At 46.4% G+C, this 15,050-nt stretch carries 17 protein-coding genes and 1 riboswitch; of the genes, 13 read left to right on the top strand and 4 right to left on the bottom strand.

Features of this window, described 5'->3' with window-relative positions; translation table 11 throughout:
* The 12 genes from ON064_RS04980 to ON064_RS04930 all read left to right on the top strand — a co-directional run.
* On the top strand, nt 1-698 hold a 698-nt coding region (locus ON064_RS04980; protein WP_274623888.1), incomplete at its 5' end, for a mechanosensitive ion channel family protein.
* A gap of 150 nt (nt 699-848) precedes the next feature.
* On the top strand, nt 849-1,145 hold the full coding sequence (locus ON064_RS18440) for an RNA polymerase sigma factor (RefSeq protein ID WP_407951592.1): 297 nt from the start codon (nt 849-851) through the stop codon (nt 1,143-1,145).
* 330 nt (nt 1,146-1,475) lie between these two features.
* Nucleotides 1,476-2,132: a potassium channel family protein gene (locus ON064_RS04975; RefSeq protein WP_274623887.1), complete on the top strand. Its 657-nt coding sequence runs from the start codon at nt 1,476-1,478 to the stop codon at nt 2,130-2,132.
* A 162-nt stretch (nt 2,133-2,294) separates the two neighbouring features.
* Complete coding sequence (locus ON064_RS04970) at nt 2,295-2,867, top strand: dihydrofolate reductase family protein (protein WP_274623886.1); 573 nt, start codon at nt 2,295-2,297, stop codon at nt 2,865-2,867.
* Nucleotides 2,868-3,111: 244 nt separating this feature from the next.
* On the top strand, nt 3,112-3,795 hold the full coding sequence (locus ON064_RS04965; protein ID WP_274623885.1) for a response regulator transcription factor: 684 nt from the start codon (nt 3,112-3,114) through the stop codon (nt 3,793-3,795).
* A gap of 14 nt (nt 3,796-3,809) precedes the next feature.
* Nucleotides 3,810-4,832 carry a sensor histidine kinase gene (locus ON064_RS04960; protein WP_274623884.1) on the top strand — a complete coding sequence of 341 codons (1,023 nt, stop codon included), beginning with the start codon at nt 3,810-3,812 and terminating at the stop codon, nt 4,830-4,832.
* Between the two features lie 101 nt (nt 4,833-4,933).
* Nucleotides 4,934-5,740, top strand: coding sequence for an ABC transporter ATP-binding protein (locus tag ON064_RS04955; protein WP_274623883.1), 807 nt, complete (start codon nt 4,934-4,936; stop codon nt 5,738-5,740).
* Nucleotides 5,718-7,637: an FtsX-like permease family protein gene (locus ON064_RS04950; RefSeq protein ID WP_274623882.1), complete on the top strand. Its 1,920-nt coding sequence runs from the start codon at nt 5,718-5,720 to the stop codon at nt 7,635-7,637. The genes ON064_RS04955 and ON064_RS04950 overlap by 23 nt, the downstream gene beginning before the upstream one ends.
* A gap of 153 nt (nt 7,638-7,790) precedes the next feature.
* Nucleotides 7,791-8,285, top strand: a complete 495-nt coding sequence (locus tag ON064_RS04945) for an immunoglobulin-like domain-containing protein (RefSeq protein WP_274623881.1) — start codon at nt 7,791-7,793, stop codon at nt 8,283-8,285.
* Between the two features lie 131 nt (nt 8,286-8,416).
* Nucleotides 8,417-8,908, top strand: a complete 492-nt coding sequence (locus ON064_RS04940; RefSeq protein ID WP_274623880.1) for a GNAT family N-acetyltransferase — start codon at nt 8,417-8,419, stop codon at nt 8,906-8,908.
* Nucleotides 8,909-8,935: 27 nt separating this feature from the next.
* Nucleotides 8,936-9,688, top strand: a complete 753-nt coding sequence (locus ON064_RS04935; protein ID WP_274623879.1) for an SDR family oxidoreductase — start codon at nt 8,936-8,938, stop codon at nt 9,686-9,688.
* A gap of 30 nt (nt 9,689-9,718) precedes the next feature.
* On the top strand, nt 9,719-10,150 hold the full coding sequence (locus tag ON064_RS04930) for a WapI family immunity protein (RefSeq protein WP_274623878.1): 432 nt from the start codon (nt 9,719-9,721) through the stop codon (nt 10,148-10,150).
* A gap of 16 nt (nt 10,151-10,166) precedes the next feature.
* Here ON064_RS04930 and ON064_RS04925 read toward each other — a convergent pair whose 3' ends face one another.
* Both ON064_RS04925 and ON064_RS04920 read right to left on the bottom strand, forming a co-directional pair.
* Nucleotides 10,167-10,949, bottom strand: a complete 783-nt coding sequence (locus tag ON064_RS04925) for an ABC transporter permease subunit (RefSeq protein ID WP_274623877.1) — start codon at nt 10,947-10,949, stop codon at nt 10,167-10,169.
* Nucleotides 10,942-11,847: an ABC transporter ATP-binding protein gene (locus ON064_RS04920; RefSeq protein ID WP_274623876.1), complete on the bottom strand. Its 906-nt coding sequence runs from the start codon at nt 11,845-11,847 to the stop codon at nt 10,942-10,944. Before ON064_RS04920 ends, ON064_RS04925 begins: the two co-directional genes overlap by 8 nt.
* 137 nt (nt 11,848-11,984) lie before the next feature.
* Between ON064_RS04920 and ON064_RS04915 the strand changes: the two genes are divergently transcribed.
* Nucleotides 11,985-12,539 carry a TetR/AcrR family transcriptional regulator gene (locus ON064_RS04915; RefSeq protein ID WP_274623875.1) on the top strand — a complete coding sequence of 185 codons (555 nt, stop codon included), beginning with the start codon at nt 11,985-11,987 and terminating at the stop codon, nt 12,537-12,539.
* A 106-nt stretch (nt 12,540-12,645) separates the two neighbouring features.
* Here the strand turns inward: ON064_RS04915 and ON064_RS04910 are convergent, their stop codons facing one another.
* The gene (locus ON064_RS04910; protein WP_274623874.1) at nt 12,646-13,977 is read right to left on the bottom strand and encodes a TrkH family potassium uptake protein; all 1,332 of its coding nucleotides are present in this window, start codon (nt 13,975-13,977) and stop codon (nt 12,646-12,648) included.
* Nucleotide 13,978: 1 nt separating this feature from the next.
* Nucleotides 13,979-14,644, bottom strand: coding sequence for a potassium channel family protein (locus tag ON064_RS04905; protein WP_274623873.1), 666 nt, complete (start codon nt 14,642-14,644; stop codon nt 13,979-13,981).
* Nucleotides 14,645-14,716: 72 nt separating this feature from the next.
* Nucleotides 14,717-14,865, bottom strand: a riboswitch (cyclic di-AMP (ydaO/yuaA leader).
* Between the last annotated feature and the right edge of the window lie 185 nt (nt 14,866-15,050).

Raw genomic sequence — 15,050 nt, 5'->3', positions numbered from 1 at the left:
GCGACGTGACCAATGGCCGCGCCTTGACGCTGCGCGCGTTGTCGGAAAATGTCTTCTCGTATGTTTTGATCTTTATTTTGGTCGCGACTTTGTTTGGCTTGTTCGGGCTTTCCGTGGCGAGCCTCATCGCCGGTGCGGGAATCGTCGGCCTCGCGATCGGTTTTGGCGCACAAGGTCTCGTCAGCGATGTGGTCACCGGCTTCTTCCTATTGCTGGAGAAACAGATTGACGTTAACGATTATGTAACGGTCGGTGCCATTGACGGCGTGGTCGAATCAGTCGGGTTGCGGACGACGCAAATCCGCAGCTTCGACGGTACCTTGAATTTCATTCCAAACCGCGATATTACGACCGTCAGCAACCATTCGCGCGGAAATATGCGGGCACTCGTGGATATTGGCGTGTCTTACGACGAAAACATCGACGAAGCGATGGCCGTGCTGAAAACAGTATGCGAAAAAGTTGGGAAAGACAATGCTGCCATCGTTGAAGGACCGGATGTCATCGGCGTTCAGGCGTTTGGTGCATCAGATGTCACCCTGCGCATTATTGCCAAGGCGAAAAGCGGAGAGCAATGGGGAGTGGAACGCGAGCTGCGCAAATCCATTAAGGAAGCACTCGATGCTCATGATATCGAAATTCCTTTCCCACATCAGGTGACGATTCACAAAGGTTTGGGGAATCCTGCCCAGTCATAAGAGAGTAATAGGAGAGAAGGATCGGCACTGTCTAATCAGTGCCGGTCCTTTTTGTTATAGGTGCCTAATTAATTATCCTAATATTATAATGAATATAGGGTTTTATTTCTCTTTTAATGGGTATTTTGAATAAGAAGAGAGAGGTGCTAAATGACTACGGATGGACAATTGTTGGAAAGACTGAAGTTTAGAGACAAAGCCGCCTTGGAATTGATATATGATGAATACTATTTATTGTTATGGAAAGTCTGTTATCGGGAATTTAACGACCACGCGGTGTGCGAAAACGTCCTAACAGAGGTGTTTCAACGATTGTGGGAAAATCCGCAGCAGTTCAGCGGGGATAAACGCCTGATGTTCTATTTGATTGAGTGTGTGAACGGCAAAATCAGGTGCAGGAAGCGAACGCAAAGGTGCCAACTTCATAGTGAGAAGACATGTAGCTAAATATTTTTATAAAATGGAATAATATTACTAATTAAATTAAGTTTTTATCTATTATTGTTAATATGTCAGACTTTATAATAGAAGACTCTTATCCTGCGCTGCGCATTGTGGGAAAGAGTCTTTTTTCTAATCGGTAAGGATGAAAACGGAAAAAACTTTCTATTGTTAATATTGACAACAATACTCAACAGATGTAGATTTTAGTCAATTGAACCATTAAAGCCGGTAAATGATATAGAGGCTGATACGGAATTAAACGAAGGTCCATCACTAGTGCAATAAGCTTTAGAGTGGATCTTTTTTTAAGGATTATAGAAATGAGGAAATGACTTGAAAAAGCAATTTATCGTAATCGGCCTTGGGAGATTTGGCAGCAGCATATGCAAAGAATTGTTCAAGCTAGGGCATGATGTGATGGCAATCGATTCATCGCCGGAACGCGTAGACTTAATGCGGAATTACTCTTCCCATGCCGCCGTGGCGAATGCGACAGACGAAGCGAGCTTGAGGGAACTTGGGGTGCGGAATTTTGAACACGCGGTCGTGGCGATCGGCGAGAATATGCAGACGAGCGTACTGTGCACATTGATGCTTAAGGAAATCGGCATCCCGCTCGTATGGGTTAAAGCGAAAGACTTGCAGCACCAGATGATCCTTGAAAAAGTGGGGGCGGACCGTGTCATCCAGCCAGAAAAAGAGATGGGTATCCGCATTGCGCATCATATGGACTCGGAGAAAGTCGTAGATTACATCGATTTATCGGAAGACTATAGCATCGTGGAATTGGTGGCTTCAGAGAAATTGATGGATCAAAGTTTGCTCGAACTGGACATCCGGGCGCGATACCAATGCACGATTCTCGCCATCAAGCGAGGAGATGAAGTGAACGTCGCGCCGATGCCGGACGATCAGGTAAAGTTGAACGATGTGCTGGTTGCTATGGGACATCGTAATGATTTAAAACGGTTCGAGGCGAAAGGAATTTAGTTGATTGTGATTTCCATTGAATTTATCAAGAGGCAAACTTCGATCGAAGTTTGCCTCTTTTGTTTTGAACAAAATCTTTTGTAGAAGGAAAAGGTAGGGCGAAGTGGAATAGAGTAACGAAGATAACCGAATTACAAGGAAAGAAGAAAAGGAGGGAAAAGTATGACAAAAGTCTGTTTTGGAATGATCGCCTCACTCGATGGCTTTATCAGCGACCGGCATGGAAAACTCGATAAGCTTTACGAAAGCTTCAAGCCCAATGATGAAATTAATGAGGTGATGGCGAAAACAGGCGCGGTAGTGATGGGCCGCCGAACTTACGACATGACCGACGACCCGGATGCCTACGCTGACAATTACGAATTCCAGGTGCCTATTTTTGTCTTGACGCATCATCCGCCGGCCAAGCATCCAAAAGAAAACAAGAATTTAAGCATTACGTTCGTGACCGATGGCATCGAATCCGCAGTCCGCATGGCAAAAGAAGCCGCAAGGGTGCAGGATGTGGTCGTCCTCGGTGCCGATGTGGGCCAGCAAGCATTGCGTGTGAATCTGGTGGACGAATTGCAAATTGCATTCGCCCCGCTGCTGCTCGGGACAGGAACCCGCATGTTTGAACATTTGGAAGACCTGGAGATTCAATTGGAAAAAGTCCGGACGATTGAGACGAATGAGCAAATGGAAATTTACTACAAAGTCATCGGATCGTTGTCACAAAAAGATGCAGAAACGTAAAAATCAAAGGATAACGTATGGTTAGTGTGTGGATAAACACCTTGTTTCATAGCTTTTTGAGAAAATCTGACAGTAAAAGCCGGGAAATGAATCGCATTTCCGGCCTTTTCTAATGGAGAGAATTAAAAGGTTAGGAAAAATCACCGTATTTCATCATGCTCATCCTATTGCACGTTCTCATTTCCTGTCCATTCGAATTTCCATTAGAATGGAGAAAACAACCGGAACGAAAGGAAGTGCCGAAATGGACATGAAGATTTTTATCGTGGAAGACGATCAGGCGATTTTCCAATCGTTGAAGGAAAGCTTGGGCAAATGGGGGATGCAAGTGGTCGGTCCCGGATCTTTCGACGATGTCCTGGGCAGTTTTATGACTGAGCAGCCGCAATTGGTCATCATGGACATCCAGTTGCCGGTGTATGACGGCTTTCATTGGTGTCGTGAAATCCGGGCGATTTCGAAAGTGCCGATTATTTTCCTGTCTTCGCGCGACCACCCGATGGACATGGTCATGTCGATGCAGATGGGTGCAGATGATTATGTCCAAAAGCCGTTTCATTCGGATGTGTTGCTGGCGAAAATCCAGGCGACGTTGAGACGGGTTTATTCATACGGCGAAGAAACTTCTGACGTATTGGAATGGAACGGGGCCATGATTGATTTAAAGCGCGGCATCATCCGGCTCGGCGGCAAGGAAGCTGAACTGACGAAAAATGAATTTTTCATTTTAACGGTCCTCGTCGAAGCGAAAGATGAAATCGTTTCCCTTGATGAGATCATCCGCAAGCTATGGGACGACGAGCGGTTCGTCAACGACAACACCTTGACCGTCAACATTACGCGGCTGCGTCAAAAACTGGCGGATTTGGGACTCGGCGATGCCATTTTGACAAAAAAAGGCTTGGGCTACGTGGCCGTCACTTTATAGAAAAGAGGGATTCGATGTTTTGGGCTTATGTGAACGACATAAAAAGCTGGATCTTCTTTTTTATTGCGGCGTTGGGAGCTGCGGATGCACTTCTTTGGCTTGATGCAGGCCTTGCGGTTGAATTTTCTTCGCTGCTGTATATGAATGCCTTGCTGCTTATTGCGCTGATGGTGTTCGTCATCTGGCGCTACAGAAGAGAAACGGCCTATAGCCGGCAACTGGTGCGTTTGGAAGGCGAAGCAGCAGCCGATTGGCATGAGCTGTTGCCTGAAGCGAAGTTCAAGCGCGATGAGCAGATGAACGAAGTGCTGCAGACAGCCGCCGCAACAATGGCCGCCCAATTAAATGAATTGCGCCAGCAGAACCTCATCCAAGGGGATTACACTGCCGCTTGGGTACACGAAGCAAAAGCACCGCTGACAGCGATTCGCCTGTTGATCGACTCGAATCGCTCAGCCCCCGGCATGCAGCGGATCGAAGCGGAATGGCTGCGCCTGTTCTTACTGATCGACCAGCAATTATACATATCGCGGCTGTCTTCTTTAGAAGCCGATTATGCAGTGGATAAGGTAATATTAAAAGACATAGTAGCTCCTGAAGTCCGTGAATTGATGGCTTGGTGCAGGGAAAAGGATCTGGAAATTGAATTGGACGGGTTGGACAAAACCGTCATGAGCGATAAGAAATGGGGCCGATTCGTCTTGCGCCAAATTTTATCGAACGCAGTGAAGTACAGCCCGCAAGGCGGCACAATCCATATTTCAGCGCACATAGACAGCACGGGCCACAGCATCTTATCCGTTCAAGACGAGGGGCCAGGGATACCGGAACACGACTTGCCACGCATTTTTGACAAAGGCTTTACGGGCGGCACAGGGCGGCTCCATAACGCAGCGACAGGGCTCGGGCTTTATTTGGCAAAAACGGTGTCGGATAAAATCGGCATCACGCTCACAGCAGATTCCCGGACGGAACACGGGACCACGATAGAAATAGCGTTCCCGCTGGAAAACGACTTTGATCATATCCGTAAGTGACATCATCGTCACATTGGCCTCCCGGTTTGTCACCCAAATCAAACGACCCGGCCATTGTTGCGCAGTAAGATAAGGGGAGAAGTTTACAGGGAGGCTATCACATGACGACAGAAAATAAAACAATCACACAAAAAACAAGCAAGCAAACCGTGTTGCAAGCGCACGATGTCCGGAAATCTTTCGGTGCGCGAGGCAATGTCCAGCAAGTGCTGAAAGGCATCGACCTGCGTGTGGCGGAAGGGGAATTTGTCGGCATCATGGGCGCGTCGGGAGCAGGCAAGACGACTTTGCTCAACGTTCTCGCCACCATCGACCGGGCGACTGAAGGCACCATCTTGATCGACGGCGCCGATATTTCCAAGATGAAAGATGCTGAGCTGTCCGCTTTTCGCAGAAACCAACTCGGCTTCATTTTCCAGGATTATAATTTGCTCGATACATTGACGGTAAAAGAAAACATTTTGCTTCCGGTATCGCTCGGGAAGATGAAGAAACAAGCGGCGGAGGCCCAGTTCCAGTCGATTGCAAAAATCCTCGATATTGAAGCGCTCGCAGATAAATATCCGCATGAAATTTCAGGCGGGCAAAAGCAGCGTACCTCAGCAGCCCGCGCGCTTATCAACCAGCCGTCACTTGTGTTTGCCGACGAACCGACAGGCGCACTCGATTCGAAATCCGCCTCATCGCTTCTCGGGACGATGGCAGACGTCAACAAGCAGCAAGGCGTGACCATCATGATGGTGACACACGATCCGCTCGCGTCGAGTTATTGCAGCCGCGTCGTTTTTCTCAAAGACGGCAATGTCTATTCGGAGCTGTATAAGGGAGACAAAACGAGACAAGCCTTTTTCCAGGAAATCCTGAATGTGCAGGCTGTGCTCGGGGGTGACAGCGTTGACGCTCTTTGATCTCGTCAAACGCAGCATGCGTAAAAACATCAAGCATTATTACCTGTACTTTTTCGCATTGATCCTCAGTGTCGTGCTGTATTTCGTGTTCGCGACCTTGCAGCACGACGCGGCAGTCGCCGAACAAGGCACAGGAACGATGGGCACCGCATTCCAGGTGGCTGGAATTTTGCTGATCGTGATCGCCGGCATTTTTATCGTCTACGCCAATGCCATTTTCTTGAAAAGAAGAAGCCGGGAAATCGGCTTATACCAATTGATCGGGCTGACTAAGCGCGCCGTCGCCAGGCTATTGATCCTCGAGAACATGCTTCTTGGCATCATGGCGCTGATTGTCGGGATTGCTGTCGGCATGCTCGTTTCCCGCGTCTTTTTATTGCTGCTCATGAAGCTGATCGGCTACGAGGCGTTTATTGAAGTATCGTTCTCTACAGCGGCGGTCACACAAACCTTCTTTGTCTTCATCGCTATTTTCGTGTTGACGACCATCCAGATGGTGTTTACGGTGTACCGCAATTCCTTGCTGTCTTTATTCAATTCCGAAAAGCAAGGGCAGCACCCCCGCAAGCCGAAGACCGCCATTTCCGCTGTTTTGGCATTGCTTGGCATCGGGCTCATCGCATTTGGTTATTGGCTGTCGGGACGCATGTTAAACGAAATGCTGTTCTTTAACATGCTGGCGGTATTGGCTACTGTCATCCTCGGTACTTATTTAATATTCCGAGTGACGATCAGTTGGCTGCTGTACCGCATCCGCCGCAGTAAAAACGGCCACCTCGGACTGGAAAACAGCTTGTCTTTGGCACCGCTCATGCACCGCATGAAAAGCAATGCCAATTCACTGACCATCATCACCGTGCTGTCGGCGATGACCTTGACGATGACCGCGGCAGCTTATTCCATGTACTATTCGACAGAGCGTGAAACACAGGCGATCATGCCGTTTGATTTGATGTTTGAAAATGAAGCCGGCCTGGCGGATGAAATCAGCGAGGAACTCGAGAGCAACGGGATTTCCTATCAACGCGAAGCAGTAGAAACTTTTGTCGTACCCGCTGAATTCGAAGAAAAGCCAGCTCCGTTTTTAGAGCGGGCAACAGACATCGCTGTGCTCAGCAGCGAACAATTGCAGCAGGCTGGGATCGATGTCAGCGCGCCGGAAAACGGCGAAGCGAGCTTCCATGACGTATCGGTCTCGACGCTTTTCAATTCGGTGGATTTGCCGTTCGACCTCACCTTCCAAGACGAAGTGCCAACCACTTTGTCCGTTACGGAAATCGCCCAATACAATGTGCTCAATTGGTCCTTCTTCACAAGCCAAATTGTGGTGAACGAAGAAACCTACCAAACGCTGAAAGAACAGCTGGCCGGTGAGTCAGGTGAGACGGCACTTCAGCAAATGGACGGATTCCATATTGCGGAACAGGATATGGCCGCGGCATCTGCCATTTACCAGCAGGACAAGTACAAAACTTCGGATCTTCACGTCGATTATTACTCGTCTTATGAAGAGTCTGTCCAGTCGAATGGATTGCTCATATTCATCGCTGGATTTTTAGGGCTGGTGTTCCTCATTTCGACCGGAAGCATTCTGTACTTCAAGCAAATGACCGAAGCCGAACAGGAAAAACAAAGCTACGCGACATTGCGCCAGCTCGGCTTCACGGTCAAAGACATCATGCGCGGCATCGTCCGCAAACAGGCCTTTGTTTTCGGGCTTCCACTGGCCATTGGCTTGGCGCACTCCATCTTCGCCATTCAAGCCGCATCATTCCTGTTCCGGACGGATATCTTGTTCCCTGCGTCGGTTGCGATGGGTGTCTATGCGTTGATTTATCTGGTTTTCGCTGTCTTAGCAGTTGGTTATTACAGAAAAACGGTAAAAGCGGCTCTATAAGATGAAAGTGCGAAAGAGAAGATTCTCTTTCGTGCTTTTTTGCTGGGTAATATATTTAAGCCAAAGAGTATCGAAGAAGGTTTGAAAAACAGGATTCTATTGTATTCAATAAATGGTAGAATTTAGTTAATTAATAATCGTTGAAAGGAAGATATGGTGACTGGAAAAAATTTAACGAGTATTTTATTAACTTCGCTTTTATTGCTGTCAGCCTGTTCATTATTTGAAACAAATCAAAAGAAAGAAGTTCTAGAAAATACTTCCTCCCATGAAAATTTGCCAACTACCTTCATTAATGGAGAAACTGCAGTTTCAATGCAAAGCGATGAAGAAAATTACACTCTTCCTGTCGATGAGATAATATTAATCATTTCCAACTCGGGTTCAAGTAATGTCGGGTTCGGTGAGCATCGAAGCTTGGAAAAATTACAAGAAGACACATGGTATGAAGTTCCTTACAGAGAGCAATTTGCTTTCACGGACATTGGTTTAGGTTTGGGGGCGGGAGAGAGCTTGGAGCAGGAGATGCCACTTGAATTTTTGGACTACGATTTGACGGCCGGAACATATCGGATCGTCAAAACCTTTTATATTAATGAAGGAGTGGAAGAGATCGCTTTAGCGGCAGAATTTGAAATCAAGAAGTAGTTCGCGATATTGAAACATGGAATCGATTCTAGAGTAGCGAAGGCGGTATATATTTATGCACTGATTATTTCCTCGGAAATAATGGAGCTAAATGAACTTGGAACGCTTTTTAACAGGATAGGAGTGTAACAATGATTGAAATTCGAAAAGCTGAAAGCCATGACGCAGATCAAATCGTGCAGGTCATCAAAAACGCTGAGAATTCAGGATACATGATGTTCAATCCAGGCGAGCGGCAAATTTTACCCGAATCGTTCGCAAAGTTCATCGATGTGTTGAGTGCCAAAGAAAAATCAGGTGTTTTTATTGCGTGCGAAGAACATCAAGTTCTAGGATACCTAATTGTCCAAAATGAAAATCCCCAGCGAATTTCACACCGCGCTTATATTGTGGTAGGTGTCCATAGCGATAGCCGTGGTACAGGCGTGGCTTTATTTTCCCATGTCATCACTTGGGCAAAATCCGTCGATCTCCATCGTTTGGAACTGACAGTAATAGCAGAAAATGCATCAGCAGTTACTTTATATCAGAAGATGGGGTTCGAAATTGAAGGCGTGAAACGGGATTCGCTTTTCATCAATGATTGCTATGTGGATGAGTATTTTATGGCAAAGCTGCTTTAATAAGCTATACAAAAGGAGGCTATCAGCATGGCAAAATCCAAAAACATTGCATTAATCACCGGCGTCAGCAACCACACCGGTATCGGCGCGGCTGTGTGCCGGAAACTGGCACAACAAGAAATGGATATTTTCTTCATCCACTGGCAAGCAGAGCCGGATTTTCCAGAGCGCTTCCGTTCAGAAATCATGGATCTTGGCGTGCGCTGTGAGTTTTTGGAGGTTGATTTAGCACAACGGGATGCCGAAGCAGCTATCCTAACGCATGTGAAAAGCGTCATCGGATTCCCGAATATCCTTATCAATAACGCTGCGCATTCGATCGATTCCAACTACACGGATCTTACCGGCAAGATCTTGGACGATCATTATATAGTGAACATGAGAGCGACGTTTTTATTGTCCACAGAATTCGCGAAAGGCTTTCAGCGAACTGCCCGAAACGATGGGCGCATCATCAATTTAAACTCCGGGCAGGAGCAGGGGCCGATGCCAGGAAACTTGGCGTATGCCGCAACAAAAGGCGCGATTTCGGTATTCACTTCCTCTTTGTCCGCAGAACTCGCGGAACTGGGCATCACCGTGAATGCCGTCAATCCAGGACCGACCGACACCAATTGGATGGACGATGACATCCGGGATTACCTACGGCCGAAGTTCGGCTTGGGGCGCATCGGGAAACCCGAAGATGCGGCGAACTTGATCGCGTTTCTTGCCAGCGAAGAAGGGGGCTGGATTACCGGGCAAGTGATTCATTCGGAGGGTGGATTTTTGAGAAGTTGAACGTGTTATATAGAAAAGAGGTTGTTTGAAGTGAAAGTCCACATACTAGGGGAACAAGCTCAGACGCAAATAGAAGTGTTAAAAAGAAGTTATCCAAAATCAGTGGATTTTTGGGATGCTAACTGGCTGGATACAATGATAACAATAAAAATCCCTGGATATTCTGCTCACTTTGATGCGCAATTGAGGGCAGATGAATTCAGGGATTTTCATAAACAATTGAAGGAAATGAACAAGCGGTTAAAAAGGAAAGTCGAATTAACTTCAATGGAAGGCGTCATTGACGTACAAGGCCGTATAAATCTGCTTGGCCGGATTGTGTGGAAAGTGGAAACGCAGTATCCGGTCGGAACCGGAGCGGTACTCACTTTCGAATTCGATTCGGATCAAAGCTTTGTGCCGCCATTACTGAAAGAATTGGAAAGCGTCCTTGCAAACTATCCAGTCATAGGCACTCCGTAAGCCTGACCTGTCCATCTTATAGGGGCAGGTCTTTTTTATTGAAAGCCGTTATGCCAAGAAGAGACATAACCATGGCGAGTCCGGCCAGGATGAATAATTGAATAGCGTACCCTTCTCCTGAAATCATTGCAGCGGAGTCGAAGAGCGTGACGATGGTTGCGTTTTCGAGAATTTCTAAGCTATCGTTCATCCCAGCGAGCATATTGGCCGCAAAGAAAAATATCGTTAGCCCACCACCTAGGGCCAAGGACTGGCTGGAGCGGTTGAATAAACAGGAGGCGAAGAAAGTGATGCCGCTGATCGCGAGATTCAATAATAACGAACCTAAGGTAAGGATAAAAAAGGTCCCAACAGGTAATTCGCCTGGCTGGATGAGCTCTGCCACTCCAACCCCAACGAGAAATACCAGTGCAAAGATTGCCGCTAGGGAAGAGGTTATATAGAGAAAGCTCGTAAAGGTGTATTGAGTTCTCGTGATCGGGGTGGAAAGGTGATAAGCCATGCTGCCTTTATCCACCTGGCTGGCTACTAGCTTGTTCCCGACAATTACAGCATAAATCATGCCGAAAATGAGGGCGAAATTCCCGAAATACTGATTGGCAACAAAAGCGATTAAAGTCGAAATGTCACCTAGCGGGTTAACGGGTGAATTCTCGTTGGCTTGCGCGATATCAGTCATTGTCTCAGGTGTAAATACGCTCATGATGATTCCGATGAGCACCGAGAGAGCGGCGGCTGTGATAAATAAAGTTTTGAAGTTGGTTTTCGCCAAGTGGGCAAATAAACGGCTATTAAACATGATAATCAACTCCCTTGTGGTAAAAGTTCATAAACGAATCTTCCAATGAATGTTTGATTTCGTGTATTGAGGCAACTTCTCTGTCCGCAAGAGCTCGGAGCAGCGCATTCAGTTGAAGATTTTCTATGTCGACTACAATGTGCATCGTTTCTGGATGTGCTTCGCGAATAAGGAAGTTTTCCTGCTGGATAGACTGGAAATCCAGCAGGTTCTGGAAGTGTATGCGAAAAGTGGTTTTATCCAATTGCTTAACACTTTGTGCATCGGTTACTGAAATCAATCTTCCTTGTTTGATCATCGCAATACTGTCGCAGGTGCCCTCGACTTCTTCAAATAGGTGAGAGGACATAAGGATGCTCTTGCCTTTTCGTTTTTCCTCGTGAATCAGCTCAACAAATACCGATTGCATAAGCGGATCAAGTCCAGTAGTCGGTTCATCCAGAATGAGGATTTGAGGGTCGTGCATGAAAGCACAGACAATCCCGAGCTTTTGTTTCATTCCTTTAGACATTCGCTTTATTTGGGCAGAAGGATCCAAGTCAAACCTCTCGGCCAATTGTTTAGCCGCTGCCTTATCATGAATCCCGCGCATCTTAGCTGTATGTTGAATAATCTGCGTGCCGGTCATGTTTTCGGGAAAGACGATTTCGGCCGGTAAATAACCGAGTTGCTGCTGAATTTTTTTGGGCTCCTCCCAGCAGTCTAGATTTAAAATAGTGGACTGGCCGATTTGAGGTTTGATGAATCCCAGTAAATGACGGATGGTTGTCGTTTTACCCGCCCCGTTAGGACCTAAAAATCCATATACTTGTCCTTTTTCGATTTGAAGCGTGATATCAAAGATTCCTTTCCCATTCCCATAATCCTTCGTTAAATGTTGAATATCTATTGCCGCCATAAATATCACCTGCTCATTCTATTTTGTTTTCCAACAACGTGTCGTATGATATAAGTGTATGGCGAACTGGTATCTTCATCAACCGACAGTTTAACTCGAATGTCGGATTTTTTAATTTGCCAAATGGGGGAACTAAGATGAACAAGAGCTCAGCGATTACAACCCAGACAAAACAAAATCTCATGGATGCCTTTTGGGAAATCTACTGCATGAAACGAATTGAGAAAATCACTGTGAAGGAAGTGACCGTCAAAGCAGGATATAATCGCTCCACCTTTTATGAATATTTTACTGATGTCTATGATGTATTGGAGCAGCTGGAAAACAGCTTGATCTCGAAGCTGCAGGAACTCCCTGTTCAGCAATTGTCCACTGCGGATTCTACTTTTCCGTTCGAATCTTTAGTCACGGTATATATGCAACATAGCAAGTATCTCGCAGTATTGTTGGGAGACCATGGAGACCCAGCGTTCCAAGCTAAAACCAAGCGCAGTATGAAGCCTTTAATGAAAGAGGCGATGTTAGGACAAGGCGCAAAAGATGATTTTGAATTAGACTACACACTGGAATATGCATTGTCTGCAATGATAGGGGTATTGAGTTATTGGTTTAACCAAAAAGATGCACCGCCACTTGAAGAGTTGATGGAGTTATTGGCTCGGCTTTCAAGTGAAGGGGTCATGAAAAATTAATGGCCGCTGTTATAAGATTATGTTGTTGGGACGTAAACTTGAAGTTTAGGCATATTGAAAAAGCAGCATCCTAAGGTATGGATGCTGCTTTTAATATGGATAAAAATCAGCCTGTAAAAATATCGCCTTTCGGGTGGCTGATTTGTTCTCGGTGCTGGCGAGCCAATGCGAATGCCAGTGTCACAGGGCCGACTCGGCCGATGAACATCAGCACCATGATGACGAATTTGCCGATGGTGGAGAGTTCTCCGGTCAAGCCCATCGATAGCCCAACTGTCCCGAAAGCGGAGAACGCTTCAAAAATAATCCATTCGAATGGCGCCTGCTCTGTATAGGACAGAATGAGAATACCGGCGAAAACAGCGGCCATACTGATGAACACAATCGCTAGAGACCGTTCCAGCAAGTGGGAAGGTATCGCACGGTTGAAAATAACCGCTTCTTTTTTTCCTTTCAAATAAGAAGTGGTCACTAAAATAATGACCAAGAAAGTCGTAAGCTTGATACCACTCCCGGTCGAGGCACTGCCCGCTCCAATGAACATGAGCAGCGAGATGAGCACGATCGAACCGGTCTCCATGCTGCCGATATCGATGGAATTGAATCCTGCAGTCCGCGGCGTAACCGCCTGGAAATAAGAAGCCCACAGTTTATCCCCGAGCGGCAGAGCGCCCAAGGTTTCCATATTGCCGTACTCCGAAACGAATAAAAACAGCATCGCAATCAGGTTCACGGCTAAAGTTCCCGTCAGCATCACTTTGGAATGGAGGGACAATTGCTTAAAGTTTCTCGTTTTCCACAAATCATACAAGACCGTAAAGCCGATCCCGCCTGAAATGAACAAGAGGGTGATCAGGATATTGACTGTCGGGTCGCCGACATAGCCACTCAGGCTGTCATCCCACAGGGAGAATCCGGCATTATTAAATGCGGAAACGGAGTGGAAAGCGCTCGTGAAAATTCCATAAGTCCAGCCGTATTCCGGAACCCAGCGAACCGCTAAAATCGCAGTAGCCAATAATTCGATGCCGAATGCGAAAAACAGCAGAACCTGCACGAGGCGGATCATCCCGCCTAGTGAGTACTGGTTGAACGACTGCTGGATTAAAATCCGTCCCCGCAGGCCAATTTTTTTACCGAGCAGCAAGACGATCAAAATAGCGAATGTCATGAGGCCGAGCCCGCCGACCTGCATGAGGACCATGATGACCGATTGGCCGAACATCGTGAAATCATTGCCGGTACTGACAACGACTAGGCCGGTCACCGTCGTCGCAGACGTGGCAGTGAATAACGCATCGATCCATGAAATCGGTTCGACTGTGGAGATTGGCAAATACAATAAGACAGTGCCAACTAGAATTGCCACCAGAAAAGTCATCGTTAGAATTTGGGGTGGCGATATTTTAATTTTTTTAAAATAGGTGGATCGTTTCATGTTATAAACCTGCCTGATCGAATTGGTGGATATTTTTCTTTGTCCCGAGCACCGTCAAAACATCTCCCGCCTGCAAGATGTCGTTTGGCAACGGGGAGACATTTAATTTTTCTCCTCGTTTAATGGCGAGGACGGTCACGCCGAATTTCAAGCGGATTTTCAGGTCATTCAAAGACTTCCGGTTAACTTTCGGCGTGGCCATTAATTCCGTAATGCTATAGTCTGCAGAAAGGTCGATGGAATCGATGATTTTTTGAGATCCTAGATGTTCAGCCATTTTTTTCCCCATTTCAATCTCTGGCTGGACGACTTGCTCCACTCCAATCTTCATCAACACTTTCTGGTGATAGTGGTTCTGGGCTTTAACACATACTTTGGGGATTTGGAGATCTTTCAAAACGAGTGTCGTCAGGATGCTCGATTGGATATCTTCCCCGATTGCGACGATGACATTTTCAAAATTGGTAATGCCCGAGCGCTTCAATGCAGCTTCATTGGTCGAATCCAATTGAAGCGCGTGAGAAGAAAACTCCGCGAACTCCGACACTTTTTTCTCGTCGCGGTCAATTGCCAGTACATCGTGACCCATTTGATGCAGTTCTTTACAAATGCTGCCCCCGAATCTTCCTAATCCGATCACTGCGAACTGCTTCTTGTTCCATCCCATTTCTCTTCCACTCTTTTCCCTTAAATTTGAGCACAAAAAAACCATTTCAAAGAAACGGTCTGAGATAGACCTTTTCTCTCTTTTCTACGCTTACGAGGTTAGCTGTCGGATTAGGGATGGAGAGTACCCCTTCTTCAAAATGAAGATTCACCCCGAGATCAAGTTGCGATCAAATTGGTTCCCCCGCACAGAAATTCATTCTGTCTCAGCGATATAAAAGGTGGATTCTGTTGTACAAGCTAAAATATACGCCTCTATTTGGAAAAGTCAACACAATTTTGTGTGCCGAAATAAAATAATTTTATCCAGTTACAGGAAGAGGGAAAGTATTCTTTTTACAAATTATTTCAAGAAAACTGTAACATTATTGAAAGGCGAACGTGTAAACAGTAGAGATCGATAAAGG

It is taken from the genome of Planococcus sp. A6 (assembly GCF_028823615.1).
Taxonomy (GTDB): Bacteria; Bacillota; Bacilli; order Bacillales_A; family Planococcaceae; genus Planococcus.
Note: the sequence above shows the minus strand (reverse complement) of the source record. Positions and strands in the feature narration are given on the sequence as shown.